Annotated in this window: 15 protein-coding genes and 1 pseudogene; 9 read left to right on the top strand and 7 right to left on the bottom strand. The window is 62.9% G+C overall.

The features are described 5' to 3' along the window. Positions 1 to 160 precede the first annotated feature (160 nt). On the top strand, positions 161 to 1,537 hold the full coding sequence (locus H1204_RS34225) for a chloride channel protein (RefSeq protein ID WP_180734923.1): 1,377 nt from the start codon (positions 161 to 163) through the stop codon (positions 1,535 to 1,537). Between the two features lie 46 nt (positions 1,538 to 1,583). Here the strand turns inward: H1204_RS34225 and H1204_RS34220 are convergent, their stop codons facing one another. Together H1204_RS34220 and H1204_RS34215 are read right to left on the bottom strand one after the other, a co-directional pair. Further along, on the bottom strand, positions 1,584 to 3,317 hold the full coding sequence (locus tag H1204_RS34220) for a methyl-accepting chemotaxis protein (RefSeq protein WP_180734922.1): 1,734 nt from the start codon (positions 3,315 to 3,317) through the stop codon (positions 1,584 to 1,586). Positions 3,318 to 3,500: 183 nt separating this feature from the next. Continuing rightward, positions 3,501 to 4,433, bottom strand: coding sequence for a LysR family transcriptional regulator (locus H1204_RS34215; protein ID WP_180734921.1), 933 nt, complete (start codon positions 4,431 to 4,433; stop codon positions 3,501 to 3,503). 148 nt (positions 4,434 to 4,581) lie between these two features. On the opposite strand from H1204_RS34215, the gene H1204_RS34210 reads away from it, so the two are divergent. The 3 genes from H1204_RS34210 (at position 4,582) to H1204_RS34200 (ending at position 8,047) form a co-directional block, all read left to right on the top strand. Continuing rightward, positions 4,582 to 5,910, top strand: coding sequence for an MFS transporter (locus H1204_RS34210; protein WP_180734920.1), 1,329 nt, complete (start codon positions 4,582 to 4,584; stop codon positions 5,908 to 5,910). Positions 5,911 to 5,938: 28 nt separating this feature from the next. Further along, positions 5,939 to 7,471: a M81 family metallopeptidase gene (locus tag H1204_RS34205; protein WP_180734919.1), complete on the top strand. Its 1,533-nt coding sequence runs from the start codon at positions 5,939 to 5,941 to the stop codon at positions 7,469 to 7,471. Positions 7,472 to 7,561: 90 nt separating this feature from the next. Continuing rightward, entirely contained in the window at positions 7,562 to 8,047 is a 486-nt protein-coding gene (locus H1204_RS34200; protein WP_180734918.1) for an NUDIX hydrolase, read from the top strand. Positions 8,048 to 8,103: 56 nt separating this feature from the next. Here H1204_RS34200 and H1204_RS34195 read toward each other — a convergent pair whose 3' ends face one another. Beyond that, positions 8,104 to 8,964 (bottom strand): class I SAM-dependent methyltransferase, encoded by an 861-nt coding sequence (locus H1204_RS34195; RefSeq protein ID WP_180734917.1) that lies wholly within the window; start codon positions 8,962 to 8,964, stop codon positions 8,104 to 8,106. A gap of 235 nt (positions 8,965 to 9,199) precedes the next feature. Between H1204_RS34195 and H1204_RS34190 the strand changes: the two genes are divergently transcribed. Further along, positions 9,200 to 9,694: a hypothetical protein gene (locus H1204_RS34190; RefSeq protein WP_180734916.1), complete on the top strand. Its 495-nt coding sequence runs from the start codon at positions 9,200 to 9,202 to the stop codon at positions 9,692 to 9,694. A gap of 67 nt (positions 9,695 to 9,761) precedes the next feature. Here H1204_RS34190 and H1204_RS34185 read toward each other — a convergent pair whose 3' ends face one another. Beyond that, positions 9,762 to 11,000, bottom strand: coding sequence for a DUF4062 domain-containing protein (locus H1204_RS34185; RefSeq protein ID WP_180734915.1), 1,239 nt, complete (start codon positions 10,998 to 11,000; stop codon positions 9,762 to 9,764). A gap of 451 nt (positions 11,001 to 11,451) precedes the next feature. Here H1204_RS34185 and H1204_RS34180 point away from each other — a divergent pair. The 3 genes and pseudogenes from H1204_RS34180 (at position 11,452) to H1204_RS34170 (ending at position 15,311) form a co-directional block, all read left to right on the top strand. Beyond that, positions 11,452 to 13,118: pseudogene (locus H1204_RS34180) on the top strand (methyl-accepting chemotaxis protein). A gap of 145 nt (positions 13,119 to 13,263) precedes the next feature. Further along, on the top strand, positions 13,264 to 13,728 hold the full coding sequence (locus tag H1204_RS34175) for a cupin domain-containing protein (RefSeq protein WP_180734914.1): 465 nt from the start codon (positions 13,264 to 13,266) through the stop codon (positions 13,726 to 13,728). Between the two features lie 467 nt (positions 13,729 to 14,195). Beyond that, the gene (locus tag H1204_RS34170) at positions 14,196 to 15,311 is read left to right on the top strand and encodes a transglutaminase domain-containing protein (protein ID WP_180734913.1); all 1,116 of its coding nucleotides are present in this window, start codon (positions 14,196 to 14,198) and stop codon (positions 15,309 to 15,311) included. A gap of 704 nt (positions 15,312 to 16,015) precedes the next feature. Here H1204_RS34170 and H1204_RS34165 read toward each other — a convergent pair. From H1204_RS34165 to H1204_RS34155, 3 genes are all read right to left on the bottom strand, one after another. Next, positions 16,016 to 17,668, bottom strand: a complete 1,653-nt coding sequence (locus tag H1204_RS34165; protein WP_180734912.1) for a cyclic nucleotide-binding domain-containing thioredoxin-disulfide reductase — start codon at positions 17,666 to 17,668, stop codon at positions 16,016 to 16,018. Between the two features lie 100 nt (positions 17,669 to 17,768). Beyond that, positions 17,769 to 19,037 carry a DUF6596 domain-containing protein gene (locus H1204_RS34160; protein ID WP_180734911.1) on the bottom strand — a complete coding sequence of 423 codons (1,269 nt, stop codon included), beginning with the start codon at positions 19,035 to 19,037 and terminating at the stop codon, positions 17,769 to 17,771. Beyond that, complete coding sequence (locus H1204_RS34155) at positions 19,034 to 19,405, bottom strand: YciI family protein (protein ID WP_180734910.1); 372 nt, start codon at positions 19,403 to 19,405, stop codon at positions 19,034 to 19,036. Before H1204_RS34155 ends, H1204_RS34160 begins: the two co-directional genes overlap by 4 nt. 442 nt (positions 19,406 to 19,847) lie before the next feature. On the opposite strand from H1204_RS34155, the gene H1204_RS34150 reads away from it, so the two are divergent. Beyond that, on the top strand, positions 19,848 to 20,975 hold the full coding sequence (locus tag H1204_RS34150) for an aminotransferase class V-fold PLP-dependent enzyme (protein WP_180734909.1): 1,128 nt from the start codon (positions 19,848 to 19,850) through the stop codon (positions 20,973 to 20,975). Positions 20,976 to 21,110 lie beyond the last annotated feature (135 nt).

Here is a 21,110-nt window from a genome sequence, read left to right as displayed (position 1 = left end):
GGTGCGGAAGGTTTGGTACGTCACCGGGAGTGACTTGCGGCGCCCCACAGTGCTGTTCACACAGTCGTGCGAATCATCAATTAAGTAGATAAAGTCGTTTGATGAATTTACGGGAAAACCCTAAAGTAGGCGCTTCCCCGTCCCATCGCACAGCGCCGTCATGCCGCCTCCCATCACCCTCGACCGCAAATCACTGGTCCGCCTCGCCGTCGTCACCCTACTGACGGGCGTTGGCGCGGGCCTCGGCGGCATGCTGCTCGCGCTGCTGCTGCACGCCGTCCAGCACATTGCGTACGGCTACAGCACGAATGTGATCGTCGGCGGCGAAAGCTTTCTGCAAGGCGTCGACGGCGCATCGCCCGAACGGCGGGTGATCGTCATGGCGATCTGCGGTCTGATCGCAGGGTCCGGCTGGTGGGCCGTGCGCCGCTTCGGCCGTCCGCTCGTCAGCATCAAGCAGGCGGTGCAATCGCCCGACACCCGCATGCCGATGCTCAGCACGCTCGCGCATGCGCTGCTGCAGATCGTGACCGTCGCGCTCGGCTCGCCGTTGGGCCGCGAGGTCGCGCCGCGCGAAGTCGGCTCGCTGGTGGCAGGTTGGCTGGCGCGCGTCGCGGGCCTGTCAGCGAACGAAACGCGCGTGATGATCGCCTGCGGCGCGGGCGCCGGCCTCGCCGCCGTGTACAACGTGCCGCTCGGCGGCGCGGTGTTCGTGCTCGAAGTGCTGCTCGTCACGTTCGATGCGACCACGGTCGCGATTGCGCTCGTGACGTCGGTGATCGCCGCTGTGGTCGCGTGGATGGGACTCGGCGACGAGTCGCAATACGCGATTCCGTCGTTCGCGCTGAGCGGCAGTCTGGTTGCGTGGTCGGTGGCGGCGGGGCCTGTGTTCGGCATTGCCGCCTATGCGTTTTCGCGCTTCATGGATCGCGCGCGCAATGCCGCGCCGGGCGCTGGCTGGCTGATGATTCCGCTCAACGTGCTGAACTTCGCCGTGATCGGTTTGCTCGCCGTGCACTTTCCGCAATTGCTCGGCAACGGCAAGGGCACCGCGCAGCTTGGCTTCGACGGTCAGTTGAGCATTGGGCTCGCGGCGGCGTTGCTCGTATTGAAGGTTGCCGTGAGCGCGAGCAGCCTGCGCGTCGGCGCGCATGGCGGCCTGCTGACGCCGGGGCTGACGGTGGGCGCGTTGCTTGCCATCGTGCTCGGCGGCGCGTGGAATCTGATCGGCGCGAGCGTGCCGTCCGGCGCGTTTGCGCTGGTCGGCGCAGCGGCGTTTCTCGCTTCGTCGATGAACATGCCGATCACGGCGATCGTGTTGGTCGCCGAGTTCACGCACCTTGGGCACGACATGCTGTTCCCGGTGGTGTTCGCGGTCGCGGGCTCAATCGGCGCGAGCCGCGTGTGCGCGATGCTGGCGAGCCGCGCGAGCGGCGGGGCGAAGACTATGCCGACACATGTGGCGGCAAGCGTGACGGCGAATGCGGCGCAAGAGCGGCCCGCTGGGATGAAGCTGTTGCCCGTCACGCACAAGTGAAGATCAAACGGCGCGCATCACGTATAGCCACCGGAAGCGCGGCGATTCAGAACGTCTCCCAATCGGCTTCGGCGCGGCTCGTGGCCGCTTTTTCTGCATTCGGCAACTGAGCGACGCGCGGTTTTGCAGAAGCCGCGTTCATCGTCTTCCTGGGCACAGCCACGGCGGCACGCGCGACAGCTTTCGGGGAAGAGGGCGAAGCGCTCATCGCGTTTGCCTGCTGCCCGCCCGGCAGCCTGAACACCGACACGAGTTCACGCAGCGTCGCCGCCTGCGACGCCATCGACTGCGTCGCGGCCGAAGCCTGTTCGACGAGCGCTGCGTTCTGCTGCGTCACCTCGTCCATCTGCGAGATCGCGACATTGACCTGCTCGATGCCGCGATGCTGCTCGCCCGACGCCGCGCTGATCTCGCCCATCAGATCGGACACCTGGCGCACTGACTGCACGATTTCGCCCATCGTGCGGCCCGCCTCGTCGACGAGGGCGGTGCCGCTGTTCACGCGGCTCACCGATTCGCCGATCAGATCCTTGATCTCCTTCGCCGCTGCCGCGCTGCGCTGCGCGAGTGTGCGGACCTCGCCCGCGACGACCGCGAAACCGCGGCCCTGTTCGCCCGCGCGTGCCGCTTCGACGGCCGCATTCAGCGCGAGAATATTGGTCTGGAACGCGATCCCTTCGATCACCGAGATGATCTGCGCCACCTGCTGCGAACTCGTCGAGATGCCGTGCATCGTATCGACTACGCGGCTGACGACCTCGCCGCCGCGCGCCGCCGTTTCCGACGCGCGCGCCGCCAGCGCGTTGCCCTGGCTCGCGTTCTCCGCGTTCTGCTTGACGGTTGCCGTCAGCTCTTCGATGCTCGCGGCCGTTTCTTCGAGCGATGCGGCCTGTTCTTCCGTGCGCTGGCTCAGGTCAGTGTTGCCCGCGGCGATTTGCGACGAGCCCGTCGCGATGCTTTCGCTGCTCGAACGCACGCGGCTCACCGTATCCTGCAGACGTTCATTCATGTTGCGCAGCGCGCCGAGCAACTGGCTCAGTTCGTCCGCGCCCTCGACGTGAATCGCCGCAGTCAGATCGCCGCGCGCGACGGTCTCGGCCACGTCGACGGAACGGCGCAGCGGCCCGACGATCGATCGCGTGATAACGACGGCGATGAACGCGCCCACAAGCAACGCGAGCGCCGACAGCGCGACGGTCCAGATGCGCGCGCTCTGAAAAGCGTCTTGCGCTTTCGCGACTTCATCGACCGAGCCCTGATGATTCAGCTTGATGTCGCTGTCGATCTGATCGAGCGTCGCCGTGAAGCGCGTCGACCCGTCGCCCGCCGCGACTTGCCGCGCTTCGGCTGCGCTCGCTTCGCCGGCGTCGATCAGCTTTTCGATTTTCGCGTCGACTTCGAGATAGCTGGCCCACGACGATTTGATGCTGTCGTAAAGCTGCTGCTCTTCGGGCGACGAGATCAGCTTCGAATAGGCGTTCAGCGACGACGCGAAAGCATTCACGGCATCCGCGTGCTGAGCGCGCGTGGCGCGCACCTGGTTTGCGTCGGTGCTCAGCAATTCACGCAGCGACAGGCGGCGCACGTCGTCCGCATGGCTGCGCAGCGTGCCGAGCGTTTCGACGCTGGGAAGCCAGTCATTGCCGATCCGACGGGTGCCGTCATAGATACGCGACGATTGAAGCAAGCCAACGCCGCCGATCGCGCACAGCAGAAGCAGCACAATTCCAAAGCCCGCGCCGAGACGCGGACCAATCTTGAGAGTGTTGAGAAACGTCATTGACCGTTGTAGTGGGAGAGTTATGCGAGAGGACGAATACGTTCTCTTATCGACAACGCGGTCAGCGTTCTGCAACTAAGTTTCAAATATGACGAATGGCCGACGGCGGTGCTACTGCCGCATTACGGCGGCTCAGTGCGTGAAAGGTTGGGGTGACACGTTCAGGCCGCGTGTCGTCAACCGTCAACCTTCCGTCGAGTCATTACCGGTCGCGAACATCGACATCCTGCGCAAGATCCATTCGAGCAGTTCATTCGCGGCGGCCGCGAGAGGCCGTCCCGACTTCACGAGCAAGCGGGCTTTGGCACCCTGAAACAATGGATGATCGATCGGCACGATGGCGAGTTCTTCCGCCACCAGTTCGCGATACGCAGCGAACTCGCCGATCAGCGTCACGCCGTCGCCATGCGCGACGAAGCGCTTGAGCGCGGTCAGCGAATTGCTGGTGAGCGTCGCGCGGATTTTGATGTTCTCCGCGAATTCCAGCATTTTCGCGGCGTGGCCGATGCCGAAAGTGGCCGGCATCAGCGCGAGCGGCCATTCGAGCAGGTCCTTCACGCTGGCGGGCGTGCCGCGCAACGCGAGCGGATGATCGCGCCTCACCAGCAGCACGACGGGCTGCGCCGAACTCGCGCGGTACTCGATGCGTGGATGCGGCGGCGGATTGTACGCAAGCCCGATATGCGCGCGGCTCTCTGCGACCTGGTTGAGCAGATCGTCGACGGCGAGACTTTCGATGTTGATATCCAGCTTCGGATACTTCGCGCAAAACGGCGCGATCACTTCCTCGATCAGCGGATCGACGTAGCCTTCGCTGACAGCCAGTTGCACCTGGCCCTGTTGAAGCCCCTTCAGCAAATGCAACTGGTCTTCGAGCTTTTCCTGCTGCGAACGGTAGCCACGCCAGAATTCGAGCAGATGCGTGGCTGCCTCGGTCGGTTTGACGCCGCGCGCCTCGCGCTCGAACAGCGTCGTATCGAGTTCCTCTTCGAGCAGTCTGATCTGGCGCGTAATCACGGAAGGCGATGTGTTCAGGCTGTCCGCCGCGCCCCGGATCGTGCCGTGCGACAGCACCTCGTGAAAGTAGCGCAGCCGTTGCTGATTGATTTCGCGCATGTCGGAAGGTCTCCAGAGCGTTGAGTAGGCTGCCGTTGCCTTGCAGGCAACGAAGTGTGAACTTAGTTGCTCTTGCTCGCGCATTTTTACCCCGACAACATGCTGGAACGCAAGCACGGGATTCAAACCCGACACACCGGAGACGAACATGACAGCACTACAGACCCTGCGGGAGAGCGACGCGGTTCGCGCCCTCTACAACCGGCTCAACTGGCGGTTGCTGCCATTTCTTCTCGCCTGCTACATGTTTGCGTATCTGGACCGCGTGAACGTCGGCTTCGCCAAGTTCCAGATGCAGAGCGATCTCGGTTTCTCCGATGCGGCGTATGGCGTCGGCGCGGGCATCTTCTTTCTTGGTTATGTGCTGTTCGAATTGCCGAGCAATCTGCTGCTGCCGAAAATCGGCGCGCGCAAGACCTTCAGCCGCATTCTCGTGCTGTGGGGCATCACGTCGGCGTGCATGCTGTTCGTGCGCAACGTGCCGATGTTCTACGGCATGCGCTTTCTGCTCGGCATTTTCGAAGCGGGCTTCGCGCCGGGCATGATCTATTACCTGTCGTGCTGGTATGGGCCGACGCGCATGGCGCGCGCCATCGCGATCGTGTTTCTGGCCGGGCCGCTGGGCGGGATCGTCGGCGGGCCGTTGTCGGCGTGGCTGATTTCGTCGCTCTCGGGTGTGCACGGGCTGGCAGGCTGGCAATGGATGTTTCTCGTCGAAGGCTTGCCGTGCATCGTGCTTGGCGTGGTCACGCTGTTCGTGCTGTCGAACCGTCCCGCCGACGCGCGCTGGCTGAACGCCGACGAAAAGCAGCTGCTCGAAAGCGAAACGGGCGTGGCGCAAGCGCACAAGCATTCGTTCAAGGCTGTGGCCCGCGACCCGCGCGTCTATCTGCTGGCGTTCGCGTACTTCTCGATCATCTTCCCGATCTACGCGATCAGCTTCTGGCTGCCGACGCTGATCAAGGAACAGGGCGTGACCGACACGCTGCGTCTTGGCTGGTACGTCGCGATTCCGTATGTCGCGGCGGGCATCGGCATGTACGCCGCGGGACGCAGTTCGGACCGCACGGGCGAACGGCGTTATCACTGCGCGTTGCCCGCGCTGACGGGCGCGTTGTTGCTGGTCGCTTCGATTTTCACGCAAGGACATCTGTTCGCGACACTCGCGCTGCTGACGGCCGCGACGGCGATGTTGTGGATGGCCTACACGGTGTTCTGGGCAATGCCTGCCGAATACATCAAGGGACCGGCGGCTGCGGGCGGCATCGCGCTGATCAATACGATCGGATTGTCGGGCGGCTTCTGGGGCCCGGCGGCGATTGGCTGGGCGCGTACGGCGACGGGCAATTCGCAACTCGCGCTGATCTTCATGGCATGCATGCCGGTGATCGCAGGTTTGCTGATTCTCGCCAACCGGTCGACGCGCAAGCCGGCGCATGAAGCGCCCGAGTTGACGCTTAGCCCTGAATCGAACTGAGTTCGCTTAACAAGAGGACGAACGAATCATGAAGATCCTGATCGCCGGTTTTCAGCACGAGACCAACACCTTTGCGCCGACCAAGGCGTCGTACCAGAGCTTCATTCAGGGAGAAGGCTTTCCGCCATTGACGCGCGGCGCCGACGTGCTGACCCTGCGCGACGTGAACGTGCCGATTGGCGGCTTCATCAAGGTTGCGGAAGCGGCGGGCCACGAACTGATCCCCGTCATCTGGGCGGGCGCGAGCGCGTCCGCGCATGTGACGGAAGACGCATACGAGCGCATTGCCGGCGAGATCGCCGATGCCGTGCACGCGGGCGGTTTCGATTCGATCTATCTCGATCTGCATGGCGCGATGGTCGCCGAGCATATCGACGATGGCGAAGGCGAATTGCTTGCGCGTGTTCGAGACATCGTTGGTGATGACATCCCGCTCGTCGTGTCGCTCGATCTTCACGCGAACGTGACGGACAGGATGCTGCAACTCGCGGATGCGATCGTCGCGTATCGAACCTACCCGCACGTCGATATGGCCGAAACGGGCGAGCGCGCCGCTGCGTTGCTCGAAAGGCTGGCGCACGATCGACGTCCTTTGAAACGTGTGTCGCGGCGCGTTCCGTTTCTGATTCCGGTGAATGCGATGTGCACGCTCGTTGAGCCCGCGCTCGGCGTGCACGACATGCTGGCTTCGCTCGAAGCGGGAACGGTTGCTTCGCTGTCGTTTGCGCCGGGATTTCCCGCTGCGGATTTTCCTGAGTGCGGGCCGGTGATCTGGGGTTACGGCTATGACGAAGACGCGCTCGTGAAGGCTGTCGATGCGCTTCACGCGCGCATGCTCGCCGATGAAGCGCACTGGGAAGTGCGCTTTCTTTCACCCGATGAAGCGGTGAATGAAGCAGCGCGTCTCGCGCGACATGCGGACAAGCCCGTGATCATCGCCGATACGCAGGACAACCCGGGCGTCGGCGGCGATTCGAACACGATGGGGATGGTGCGTGCGTTGCTGCAACACCACGTGCAGGACGCGGCCGTCGGCGTGATATGGGACGCGCAGGCGGCGGCAGCGGCGCATCGCGCGGGCGTCGGCGCGCGTATCGAACTCGCGCTGGCGGGGCGTTCGGGTGTGCCGGGCGACGCGCCGCTACAAGGTGTTTTCGAAGTCGAGCATCTGTCGGATGGGCGTTTCCGTTTCGACGGTCCGATGATGAACGGCATGCAGGGCGATCTCGGGCCGGTTGCGTGTTTGCGTATCGACGGTGTGCGGATCGTGGTCAGCACGATCAAGATGCAGATTTTCGAGCGCAACTTTTTTCGCGTTGGAGGCGTTGAGCCTGAGCGGATGAAGGTGCTGGTGGTGAAGAGTTCCGTGCATTTTCGCGCGGATTTTCAGGCGGGCGCGCATGCGGTTCTGGTGGCGAAAGCGCCCGGGCCGATGGCTGCTGATCCGGCGGATTTGCCGTGGCGGAGGCTGGATGAGGGCATGCGGGTGCGGCCGATGGGGGTGGCGTTTGGGGAATGGCGTTCGATGACTGCGAAGGAGGCGATCGATCAATTGCAGTGAGTGACTAGAGGCATACGCCCCGCGCTTGCACATCGCCACCATTTCCGGCGAAATAGCGCATCCTCAACGCCCGCGCATGCAGACAAACCCATGATCTCCTTCGACACCGACGGCCACCGCTTCAACTTCCGCGCCGTCGCCGTCATCACGGCACGCGACCACGTCCTCCTGCACATGCTGGAAGGCGACGAATACTGGTCGCTGCCGGGCGGCCGCGTCGAGGCAGGTGAGGACGCGGCCACGGCCGTCGCGCGCGAGATGCGCGAGGAACTGGATATCCAGGTGAAAGTCGGACGCTTGCTCTGGATCGTCGAAAACTTCTTCACGGGTGGTGGTCGTCCGCATCACGAAGTCGGTCTGTACTTCGCCACCGAAGTACCACCCGACGCCCGCATCCTCGATTTCTCCATGCGCCACCCAGGCAACGAACAGGGCCGCAAGCTCGAATTCGCGTGGTTCAACCGGCACGAACTGGCAAGCATCGACGCGCGCCCCGCATTCCTGCGTCACGCGCTCGCACAGGACCCGCTTCAATTCGCGCACGTCGTCAACCGCGATAACGGAAGCGTTGCGTGAGCGCTTGTCGCGATCTTGCTTAGCCCTTTCTCCCGCTGCCATGTCGCATACGATCGCTAAGGCTTGACGAACTTGAGCGTCATACGATCCGATTCCCCGATTGCAGCAAAGCGTGACCTGTCGACGTCACCGCCTTTGTAGGTGGGCGGCAGCGACCACACGCCGTGCGGATAGTCCTTTGTATCTTTCGGATTCGCGTTGATCTCGCTGCGCGCAACCAGAACGAAACCGGCTGCTTGTGCGTGCTCGATGACGAACGCTTCAGTCACGTAACCGGAATCGATCATTTGTTGCTCAGTCGTTCCTGGCCGTGCGCGGTGCTCCTCAACGCCAAGTTCGCCGCCATGCTTCAGCGCGCCGTAGAACGCGCGCAGGTTCGCATCGAATTGCCCGTCCTTGATCCAGTTATGGATATTCCGAAAGGTAAGCACACGGTCGAATCGCTGATTCGTGTCGAAGCCGTTGAACTGGCCTGCGTGCAATGTGCCGACGACGACGTTCCCGTAAACCGATGGAGCGTTCGCGATCTTGCGCCGATAAGCAGCGTCGGTTGCGCTGTCTTCAGCGGCGAGATCGGCGGACGTGCTGAGATATTGCGCCTCGTAAAGCTGCCCTGCATTGCGCAAGTAAGGCGCAAGTATGTCTGAATACCATCCTCCTCCCGGGGCGATCTCCAATACCGCCTGCGTTGGACCGAGGTCAAAGAACTGCAGCGTTTCTTCCGGATGACGATAGACATCGCGCGCACGCGCCTGGCTGCTACGCTGCGATCCACTGATGGCGGCATTGAGCGACGTGGCGCTGGCGCCTTGCGTTTGCGAATCCAGCGACGAAGACGCGCAGCCTGCCAGTGTGAGCATAAAAAAGGTGGCGGCAATCGTGACTGCGCGCCCACGATGAAGGTGAGTAGCGTACATGGAATCGATTCAGGTTTGAGGTACGGGAGACGATACGCGTTTCTTGAGCTATCTGCTCCTCGGTCATTTCCGCCGTTCGCGCGACGGTGCGCGCCGGCCAGCATGATCACAAGCAAGCCACCTCGCACAACGGATGCGAGCGCACAACACTCATAGTGGTCGGCAGGCTTACAGTCGCTTACTATCCCGTCTCCATAATAAAACGCTGACCCGGCGCGAATCGTTGAGACCACTCATGAACCCTGCACGGCAATTCGTAGTTCCGTTGATCGCATCATTGTTCGTTATCGGCATCGCCGCGAATACCGCGCATTCAGCGGAACCGGCATCGGATGCCACGCCCGACGCTGAAGTGGACATCTCCAAAAGCCACGAAGCCTCGACGAGCGATCTTCACAGTGACCTCGGTGAATTCTGTTTCTTCGCACACCTCCCGCCCGCCAGTCAGAAATACAAGGTCATCAAGAACATCAAGATTGGCAAGGGCTCGTATGGCAGCGTCCAGGACATTCCCCCGAAGATGGCGGAGTACGCCCAACTACGAGGAGCAGACGCAATTGTCGAGTACAACGGATCACAGCGCTTCGGCTTCTGGCCCTGGCGTATGGTCCGGCCTGTCGTCCGTGGCGTCGCAGTGCAATGGACTGATCCGAAGCCCGCCAATTGCGAATCCGTCGGCGGCACAAAGCTGAGGACGATACTTTCCTCGGGTCAGCCACCCGCACAGTAGCAAAGGCCGATTTGCGCATACCTCGTCCGTGAGGTCCCAGTGTGCTGCATCGTTATCGTGGAACGAGTCAGCGCACTGGGGAGCGGGGTAGACCGGAGCGTACCCATTCGCGCGCTAGCTGGAGTGCGAATGCATCGCGGTCGACAACCAGCAGATCAAAGCCGGCCGCCGGCGCCTTCCGGAGACGCTGAATCGGAACATCGGGGAGAAGCGAATCGACGATCTGCTGCACCTGGATCATGCTCAAATCGTAACTGTCGATGCGAATGCAGCGGCCCACCCACCGCTCCCCTAACCATCGTTCAAGGAGGGGACCGCGAACGCCAACCTTTAGCGCATTTTCATAGTCGCCGGTGCCGGGTAACGGCACACCTGGGCCGACCAATCCGGACGCGGGCGGAGCGCTCACGAAAGCATTCCATGCATTGGTCTGCCTGTCCGTCTCCCGCTCGATGTCAACGGACGGTACTTCCTGGCGAAGCCTGTGCTCGAATTCGTCGAGATCCGGGAAGGCACTCGCTAGCCCGTCCATGATGGCCGCCGGGCTAGCCATCCCTACGAATCGTCCATCGTTGTCGCAGAACACAACCTGCCGCACGGAGGTTAGCGAGCGCAGCAAGCTGGCCAGAAGAAAGAGGCGCGTGGACCACCAACGCTTGCCGTCGTCGATTTGAAGCACGAGTGCGCGTGCGGCCCCGGCACGCTGAATCATCTGCTTGATGCTGAACAACGTCGAGTCGTCGACCTGATTACCTTGGGCAAAGGCATTCATGTCCGGGGTCGCCACCGAGGTCTCGCCGAGCACACGGTCGACCATGTGGCGTGTCAGTCCCTGGGCGGATACTGCCGCAGCGACCTGGCTGGCGAGGTCGTCAGGCGTGCGGAAAATGCCAGCGAGGTACTCGGTGCCGAGTAGCGCACGCAGGCGCGAAACGTCGTCACCTGCTCCCGGCGCGCCGCCCATTGCATCAACGCTATTGGGCGGCCACGGCGCACCTGGGTCGAGGAGGAAAGCGAGCACCGGTCTGCCGCTCGTCTGAGCTTCCTGAAGTTCGATCTCCGTGATCGAGCGTCCGTCCGGCGGCGACTCGGATCGCCCGGGCACATAGCCGTACCGCCAGGCGACAATAATGACGTAGACATCGGCGGCGCGTACATCGGCCTTGCAGCGGACTACCGGCTTGCTGCCCTCGGCGACGTATTGCTCCATTCCAACGACATCATGGCCCATGCGGCGCAGCGCCCGGTCCACGGCTACGCGATGATCAACCAGATCCTGGTACGTGGAGGATATATAGACCTTCATGCCCCCTCCCTGGATGCCTGACGAACAGAGATGACGCGTCGCGCCGAAGTGCGTTGTCGACAGCGACATTCTTGTGTACTCCCCATGCTGATGGGGAAACGTCGCAGCCGAACGCCTATGGTACCTCGCCGGTCGTAGCACATAGTTCATGGACATGCACAACGTTCGCCGCAATCGTAGACTCAGGCCGCGGGCAATCTCGACAGTGCTCCAGCCCCACGAGTCATCGAATAAATAGCGCTGGCCTGGCCATATAAAAATTAAATTGCACGCAAACCTTTGCGTCATCCTGCGCAGGGTTCGTCACCCTACAGTAACGCCCAACCGCGCCGTAATGCGAACTGCATAGGCGCGAAGTTCGTGTCTTGCGCTATCCGAGGCGTGTTTTCCGGGACGCCCAACGGCTCGAATCTTTCGCTCGCGGACAACTGGCAACAACTAAAGTCGATATATGAATCTCAACAACCTGTCGGTAAAGGCAAAGCTCACGGGTGCTTTCGGCGTTCTTGCCGCCGTCGTTTTGATCGTGTCGGGCATATCGCTGAAATCGCTGAACGACGCCAACGACCGGTTCGCAAGTTATTTGTCGGGCGTCAATGCCCGCGCCAATATGGCTGCGCAGGTCCGGACCGCGGTTGACCGGCGCGCGATCGCAGCGCGCAACATGGCGCTGGTCACCACGCCTGGCGACTTCGAACTGGAAAAGGCCGCCGAAGCGCAGGCGCAGATCGACGTGCAGTCGAACCTCGCTAAGCTCAACCAGATGGTTTCGTCCGCGTCCGATGCGACCGAAAAAGCCCGCAGCCTCGTGGGCGAAATCAACCGCATCGAGGCCGCGTATACACCCGTCGCCAATACGATCGTCGGCCTCGCCGTTGCGAACCGGCGCGACGAAGCGGTCAAGAAAATCAACGACGACTGCCGGCCGCTGCTTGCCGCGCTGGTCAAGGCATCGGACGACTACGCGCAGTACACGCGTAGTCGTGCCGATGACCTGGTTCGCGAGTCGGAGGATCGTTATGCGACGCAGCGGAACCTGCTGATCGCGATTTGCCTCGCAGCCGTTGCGATGGCGGTCGCGGCGGGCCTGGTCATCACGCGGGGCCTGCTGCGCGCGCTGGGTGCCGAGCCGGCCGAACTGGGTGCCGTCACGCAACGCGTCGCGGCGGGCGATCTGAGCCCGGTTGCGGGCGCGAAGCACGCGCATACCGGGAGCGTGCTCGCCTCGATGGGTGACATGCAGGCAAGTCTCGTCAATCTGATCGCTCAGGTCCGCACTGCGGCGGACAGTATCGCGACCGGCTCCAGCCAGATCGCTTCGGGCAACGTCGATCTTTCGTCCCGGACCGAACAGCAGGCTGCGTCACTGCAGGAAACCGCCTCGAGCATGGAAGAACTGACCTCGACGGTGAGGCAGAACGCCGAGAACGCGCAGCAGGCCAGTTCGCTCTCCGCCAATGCATCCGAAGTGGCGCTCAAGGGCAACGAGGTGGTCGGACGGGTCGCCGGCACGATGGGCGAGATCAGCGCGAGTTCCACCAAGATCGCGGATATCACCGGGATCATCGAAGGGATTGCGTTCCAGACCAATATCCTGGCGCTGAACGCGGCCGTGGAAGCGGCGCGGGCGGGTGAACAGGGCCGCGGGTTCGCGGTGGTCGCAAGCGAAGTGCGCAGTCTCGCGCAGCGTTCGTCCAGCGCCGCGAAGGAAATCAAGGATCTGATCAACGCTTCCGTGCAGAAGATCCAGGACGGTTCGGTGCTCGCTAACGAGGCGGGAAAGACGATGTCGCAGGTTACCCAGGCCGTCGCCCGGGTGACGGGCATCATGGGGGAAATCGCCGCTGCGTCGACCGAACAAAGCCGGGGCATCGAACAGGTCAATCAGGCCATCACGCAGATGGACGAAGTCACGCAGCAGAATGCCGCGCTGGTAGAGGAAGCGGCGGCGGCCTCCAGATCGCTCGAAGACCAGGGCGGCAGCTTAATCAGGCGATCGCGTTCTTTCGTCTGGATGCCAGTGCCGATTCGCCTGTAACGCGTGGAAGTGTCCCGGCAGTCAGTCGCCCGGCATCCGCACGGCCGACGGCCCGCAAAGCCACAACGCCCGCCCGGTAGGCTCCGTTTGCGGCGACACGGTGGCGTTCTACGGTGTTGCCCTGGTTTCGAACCACCTGCCCGATGGCGCGACAATCCGACAAAGACAAAGCACGTCAGAGCACTGTACGCCGATGGTCCTCCCTTAATCTAAAAGGACGAGAACATGCGTCAATACCTCTATCTAGCGGCGCTGCCCGCCGCCTTTGTTGCCGGCATGTTCGCATCCCATCTTGGCACGCCGGCGCGAGCCCAGCCGTCAAACGTGCCGCTTACGGCGCAGATTGTCGACCTGGTGGCCATGACCGATACCGATCTGGGCGCACAGATTCCGAACATGGGCACCTTGCGCTCGAAGGGCCTGGTTGTCACGCCGAGCGGGACCGTCGCAGTGCAGACGGGTAACGTACCCAAGCATACGCATCGAGGTTCCGACGAAATCCAGTACGTGATTTCGGGGAGCGGCACGTTCTGGCTGGGCAACGAACAGCGTCAGATTCACCCTGGCGACCTGATCATTATCCCGAAGGGGACGGTACATGCGGGGGCCGAGCCGACCAGCGGCGAGTTCAAGGTCCTTTCGATCAAGCTGCCGCCGCAAGCTCCAGGTGATATGCAGATGGTTCCCTGACGTTCCGTCGATATCCGACGCTGCCTGGTGGTTATGGCTGTACGAGCAGATGCTGGACCTTGAACGACGAACGATCGGCCATCGGCGTCATTCGAGAACGGGCGCATATCAGGCGGCTACGCGGCGCCAGGGAAACCCGCATCTTCGTTTATTGACCTGCGGGCCGAAGGAGCGATGGAAGGGCGAGACACGGCCTCCGGCTTCCCACAGGTCAAAGTGTGCGGGCAATGCCAACGGATATCGCGTGCCTGTCGGGCAGCGGGCGTCATGAGGCATTTGCAGCACTCAGCCTCGCAAAGACAATTTCTTTTTTAATCAATGGCGTAGAGCGATACGCCGAATTGGCACGTCGCATGCAATGTTGGTTTCAAGCCAGCGTTGCCTTGCACTGAACGGCGCAAAACGGCATCGGGAGGCTTCGAAACACTGGGCGCATCGGCGACCGGTGTGGCTTCCGGGAGTTTCAAATGCCGCTCGCTCGACTGCTCCGCTGCTTCCTCCTGTGCTCGTTCGCGGCCGCGGTGCTTTTGCCCGCCGTCGCGGGCGCCGCGAACCTGCCGGCCGCATCGCAACGCCTTGCATCCGGCACGCGCGACGCGGGCCCCAGCGACTCCGCCACGCCTCACGCACTGAAAGCGGGTATCGAGCGCCTGCGCGCCGGGACGTGGTGGGAAGCCAACCGCAAGATCCGCCCGGAACTCGCGCAGGTCGGCGACCTGATGTTCCTCCTGCCGCTTGCCGACAGGCAGCTCGAACCATCGTCGGACGCGATCGGCCGCGTGCAGCGCCTGCGCGAAGCGCTGCGCAGCCACCTGACGCGCGCACCCGCCGGCTGGGGCCGCCTCGTTGCGCAGGTGCGGGCAGAGCGCGCGAGGGCGGGCGATGCGTCAGCCGTGCTGCTCGCCGACGCGCTCGTCAACGAGGTCCGCTACCGCGACGGCACCGACGGCAGCTACTACGCGCCGGCACGGTTCTTTGCCGAAAGCGGCGTGTGCAAGGATTTCGCCGTCGCCAAATACCTGCTGCTGCGCGACGCGGGTTTCGACATCGCGCGGCTGCGTCTCGTGTCGCTCGCGCCGCGCTACAACAACACGCCGGACGACTGGCACGTCATCCTCGTCGTGCAGATCGACGGCGCGAGCGAACCGCTCGCACTCGATTCACCCAGCGCGCCGACCGCGAAGCGCGCCAGCGATACGGCCAGCGAAGCATCGGTTTCGAGCGGTCCGTCCGCGCTGCTCGGCGCGATCCTCGCCGGCCGCGAGCCGGCCAGCGCGGTGCTGCGCGCGCCCACGGGGCCGCTTGCCGCGCCGCTCAGCCGGTCGGGCCAGGCGCGGCGGCCGCTTGCGACAGTGTTCAACGAACAGGGCAGCCGCTCGTTCGAACGCGCCACGCCGGGTGCGCTGCGGCGGGCGGCGGCTGGGCGAAGCGCGAACGCGATGTATGTCGACGAGATGGGCGAGTCGTGGAAAGTCGATGGCTCCGCGACGTTTCCGAAGTGGCGCGTCGTCGTTGACCAGGCAGATGCGCTGGCGAAGCCGGGTCTGGCGGCGGGGCTGATACGCGTCGTGGCGGCACGCTGACCGACGCGTACATTGCGCGCGCTCAACGCCGTCGCGACCAGAAAAGCACCCCCACGCGATCGACCCGCAGAACACGCCGAGGCAATCTATATCGCCGTGTGCTGACGCTCTTCCGCTGTCGCTGAGCGGTGCCATGTCCTCAGTAGGGAACACACTGGGTGGGACTTGCCTAGTCGAGCCTTCGCCGCAAGGCCGTGATCAGACACAAACCGGCAACAATGAATTGCCCTGATCGTGCTCACATCTAAGCGATCGCCGTTTTACACTGCATTTACTGAGGCAGCAAAAGGCTGCGCGCGAAACACTCCCCGGAGAAAACACATGAAACTCGTTCAGTTCATCGTCGCTGCATTTATGTTGGTCCCGGCTGTATCTTCGTTCGCTCAGTCGACGCCGCTGACGCTGAATGACGACGTTAGAGCACAGCTAGCCCACGACAAGATGACGTACCGATATTCGGATTCCAGCGATCGGGAGCAGACTTCAATCAGTGATGCTAAGCGGACTGCGACGCTACCGCACCAGATAACCGGAATGGACATGGGTCGCTACTCGCTATCAGTAGTGCGCCCTTCGTTTTAACATCGTCGATGATTACCGTGACGTCGCTATCCAGCCAGAGTCGAGGATAGCGACGATAGGGTTCTCGGCTTTCACGCGTGGCGGACGCCAGACAGACACACGCCTGACTGCCGCACCCGATGCTAACTGGCGTCGTACTGCAGGTATTTGTGGGCGAACGCGATTGCCATGCTGCCCTCGCCGACGGCTGAAGCGACGCGCTTGACAGGGCTCAATCGCACATCCCCACAGGCAAACACGCCAGGAACACTCGATTCGAGCAGGTAGGGATCGCGACTGCAAGACCAGTGTCCCGCCTTGACGACGTCGTCCCCGGTGAGCACATATCCGCGCGCGTCGCGAGCGATTTCCGTTGGCAACCACCCGGTTTCCGCATCCGCGCCAATGAACACGAACAATCCACCACAGTCGTGCCGGCTCACTTCCGCGCTCGGGCCTTCGCGTATGTCGATCGCTGTCAGATGCGTGTCGCCGTGTGCGCCGACCACTTCCGAACGCAGTTGCACGGCCACGTTTGACTTGCTGCGAAGCTGTTCGATCAGATAGCGAGACATGCTCTTCTCAAGTGAATCGCCTCGCAAGATGAGCGTAACCATGCGTGCATGATTGGCGAAGTACAAAGCCGCCTGGCCTGCCGAGTTTCCACCGCCGATCAGATAGACGTCGAGTCCATGCGTAGCGTTCGCTTCGCTGCGTGACGCGCCGTAGTAAATTCCTTTACCGATAAACCGGTCGAAGCCCTCGATCGCGAGACGGCGCCACGTGACGCCCGTCGCGAGGATGATCGTTCGCGCATGAATGACGTCGCCTCCGTCGAGGTGAACGTTACGCCCGTCGACATCGATTCGAGCGACTGATCGGGTCACCAGAATCTCGGCACCCAGCCGCCTTGCCTGCTGCAAGGCACGGCTCGCGAGTTCATCGCCCGACACACCGTTTGGAAAGCCGAGGTAATTCTCGATGCGCGAGGAAGTCCCGGCTTGCCCGCCTGGCGCTTCGCGCTCCACCACCATAGTGCGCAAGCCTTCCGACGCGCCATACACTGCCGCAGCAAGACCTGCCGGGCCACCACCGATGATCAACGTGTCGTATTCGGCAAGGCGGGGCTGCGTCTGCAGACCCAGCAACCCGGCGAGCTGGCGTGTCTCCGGCCGGCAAAGCACCGTCCCGTCGACCAGCCGCAACGCCGGAAAATCCTCCTCTGGCGGGCGGGTACCCGGCCAGCGCGCCGGCAGTTCAGGCGCATCGGGCGTCATCCAGTCGCAGCTGATCTGGTTGCGGGCCAGGAACTGGCGCAACGCGGTACAAGCCGTGTCCCACCGATTGCCGACAAGGGTCACGCGAGGCTTGGGCGGTTCGGCGGAGAGGCCCTGCAGTCCGCCGATGCGCTCGCGGGCGAGGGCGCCCATCTTCAACGCAACTTCCGGCGATGCGGCAGCGAGTGTGTAGTAGCGCTGAGCGTCGACGCGCATGACACGCGATGGCTCCGCAGCCCGATAGGCGCCTGGGAACGGCGAACTTAGCGCTAGCGGCACTTCGCCAAAGATGGTTCCGGGCAGTCGCCAGCCCAGTGTGCGCTCGATGCCGTCGAACGTCTTGATGACTTCCATCTTGCCGGCCAGAACGGCGTACAGCGCTCGCTCTCCACCTTCATGGACCGCGAATTCACCCGCGCACAGATGCAGGTCGGCGGACGTGTGCGCGAGATGTTCCAGCTCGTCGTCGGGGAGTGTCGAGAACAGGGGAATCGCCCGGATGTCGTCGGTTGTGAGCATGACTTCGTCCAAACAGGGCAGATGAGGTGAAGCTCGGTCCACGGACAGCAGGCAGACTCAGCCAGTATATGACCTCGCTTGGCAGACGCAAGGCGCCTGGCTAACTGCTCGCCGATGACAACTCGAAACGCTTGCGCTGCAGGAACCGGCGCACGGCCGGATCGCGCGCGAGGCCGATTGCGAGATCGTACGCGCCGAGCGCTTTCGCCGTCGCGCCGGCACGCGCGAGCAGATCGGCGCGGGCGGCCCAGTACGGCTGGTAGTCGGCCAGCCGCGGATCGTCTGCATACGGCTCGAGCGCGTCGAGCGCGGCCTGCGGGCCGTCCCGTTCCGCCAGCGCGAGCGCGCGGTTCACCGCGACCACCGGCGACGCTGCAATCGTGAGCAGCGCATCATAAAGTTGTACGATCTCGTCCCAGTTCGGGCGGTGCGTGCGGCAGCGGTATATGTGTGCCGACTGCAGCGCGGCCTCTAGCTGAAAACGTCCGATAGCGTTGAACGCGTTCGCGCGATGCAGCATAGCGTCGGCTGCGTCGATCATCGGCGCGTTCCATGTCGCCGGATCCTGAGCCGACAGCGGGACGTAATCGCCCGCTGCATCGCGTCGCGCGTCGCAACGCGCCTGCGCATACAGCATCAGCGCGAGCAGCCCCAGCGTCTCGGGTTCCTCTGGGAGCAGTTCGACGAGCAGTTGTGCAAGAAACAGCGCCTCACCCGTGAGATCGCGCCGCCCGGTATCGCCGCCGACCGGGTCGGTCCATCCTTCCGCATAGACCGCATAAACCGCTTCCAGCACCGCGTCGAGCCGGCCGGGCAACTCCTCGCGCTCGGGCACGCTGAACGGAATGCCCGCTTCACGGATCTTGTTCTTCGCCCTCACGAGGCGCTTGCTCATCGCTGCGGGTGACATCAGGAACGCGGATGCAATGGTCTTCGCTTCGAGCCCCAGCACCACCTGCAGCATCAGCGGCGTGCGAATCGCGGCCTCGAGGGCAGGGTGCGTGCACGCGAACAGCAGCGCAAGGCGCCGGTCGGGCAACGCGCCTGCTTCACGCTCGTCGATCTCGTCGGCGAGGATCGCGAGCTGGTTCACCACTTCGTCGCCGACGCGGCGATGGCGCGCGCCGTCGATCGCCCGGCGGCGCGCGACCGTCATCAGCCACGCTTCGGGATTCGCGGGGCAGCCGCGCGCCGGCCAATCGGCGAGCGCGGCCGCGAAGGCGTCGGCCAGCGCGTCCTCAGCTGCCGCGACGTCGCGTGTGCGCATCGCCAGCAGCGCGACGAGCTTGCCGTAACCGCGGCGCGCGACCGCCTCGGCAATCGAACGCGCCGCGCCGTCAGCGTCACGGTCGCCGCCGGACGGACTCATGCAGCGGATGGCGCATCGTAGGGGGCCGTCCAGATCGGGCGTACTTCCATGGTGCCGTACCCCGCGCCGGGACAACGTGATGCCCACGCGATCGCCGCGTCCAGGTTAGGCACGTCGATCAGGTAGTAGCCGCCGAGTTGCTCCTTCGAGTCGGAAAAGGGTCCGTCAAGAACCTGCGGCTTGCCGTCGACGAGCCGCACCGTCGTGGCTGAGTTCGTGTGCTGTAGCCGGTTTGCGCCCGCCAGCACCTCCGCCTTTTTCAACGATTCCGTGTACGCCTGATACGCGGCGACGCCTTGCTGCCGCTCGCTGTCCGTCATCTGGTTCCAGCGGCCTTCTTCCGAATAGATCATCAACAGGTATTGCATATGAGTCTCCGTCATGAGGTTGAGGCGGGTGATTTCATCTGGCCGCCATCACAATGACGCTCGGACCGCGTGCCGACGGACAGGTTGCGTCGAAAAGTTGCGGAGGGCACAGCCGCCGTATCCGTTCGCCTTCGTCGAGGACCTTGAGCATGGCTATCAGGTTCATCGCATCATTGCAGGCGGCCTAAAGTGGTCCACGCCTTACTGGATTGTTCGGTCTTCATGGCACACTCCCACAAGAAAGAGGAGAGTGTCATTTTGAAACCATCCTCGGGCTGCAGATTGTTGCGACTGCAGCATTTCCAAGCGGCGTGACTCGGCGGCTGGTCCCTGGCAATACTTGCTGGATGAGTAGCGGGGGCGTCTCGGCCGATGCCGTTGCAGGTGGCTTTCGTTAGAATCTGTTTTCGATTCTTTTGTTCGTCTATTACCGGAGGCGAATGTGCCAGGTCTACTTCCCGATGTCGACCGCGAGGGGCTCCTCGAATATTCGGTCGTTTACACCGACCGATCAATCAATCACATGTCGCAGCGCTTTCAAGGCGTCATGCGCGATATTTCCGCCGCCCTGAAAAAAGTCTACAACGCGAAGGCGGTCGTTGTCGTCCCGGGTAGCGGGACTTTCGGCATGGAAGCCGTTGCCCGGCAATTCGCGACGAACAGGAAGTGTCTGGTCATCCGCAATGGCTGGTTCAGCTTCCGCTGGTCGCAGATTTTCGACATGGGCGGCATTCCATCTGAATCGATCGTGTTGAAGGCGCGTCCGGTCGAACAAGGAAGGCAGGCTGCATATGCACCGGCTCCGATCGAAGAAGTGGTCGCCGCGATCAAGGAAAACAAGCCGGATCTGGTCTTTGCGCCGCATGTCGAAACCGCATCGGGGATGATGCTGCCTGATGACTATTTGCGCGCGGTGTCTGACGCGGTTCATGCCGTCGGCGGCATGTTCGTTCTGGATTGCATCGCCTCCGGTACGGTCTGGGTGGACATGCAGGCCAGTGGCATCGATGTCCTGATCAGCGCGCCGCAAAAGGGATGGAGCGCGTCACCTTGCTGCGCACTGGTCATGCTCAGCCCACTCGCCCGCGAAAGAATCGACTCGACAACCAGCACCAGTTTCGCTTGCGATCTTCGCAAATGGCTGCAGATCATGGAGGCCTACGAGAACGGCGGGTTCGCGTACCACGCCACGATGCCCACGGACAGCCTCGCGGTACTGCGTGACGTCATCAAGGAAACCGAGGCATACGGCTTCGACAAAGTGAGAGCGGAGCAACTTGAACTCGGCAAGCGCATTCGCTCACTGTTGACTGGCGCAGGTTTCAGAAGCGTGGCGACCGAAGGTTTTGAGGCGCCGGGCGTCGTGGTCAGCTATACGGACGACGACGGCATACGATCGGGCAAGAAGTTCGCCGATGCGGGCTTGCAGATCGCGCCTGGCGTTCCCCTTCAATGCGACGAGGGTGAAGATTTCAAGACCTTCCGCGTCGGATTGTTTGGCCTGGATAAATTGCATGACGTCGAAGGCGCGGTCGCCAGGTTCGCCAAGGCGTTGGACAGTATTCGTTAGAGCGCTTTTCTGGAGCGTGTGCGCATGGCTTGCTCTTGCAACCGAATTGCCGGAATAGCTATGCGCACGATTCGGCCATAACAGACGTCCGCCTATCGACGCGGCGAAAGCCGCTCAACGACTCAGATCGGCCAT

The sequence above is a fragment of the Paraburkholderia sp. PGU19 genome (genome assembly GCF_013426915.1).
Taxonomy (GTDB): domain Bacteria; phylum Pseudomonadota; class Gammaproteobacteria; order Burkholderiales; family Burkholderiaceae; genus Paraburkholderia.
Note: the sequence above shows the minus strand (reverse complement) of the source record. Positions and strands in the feature narration are given on the sequence as shown.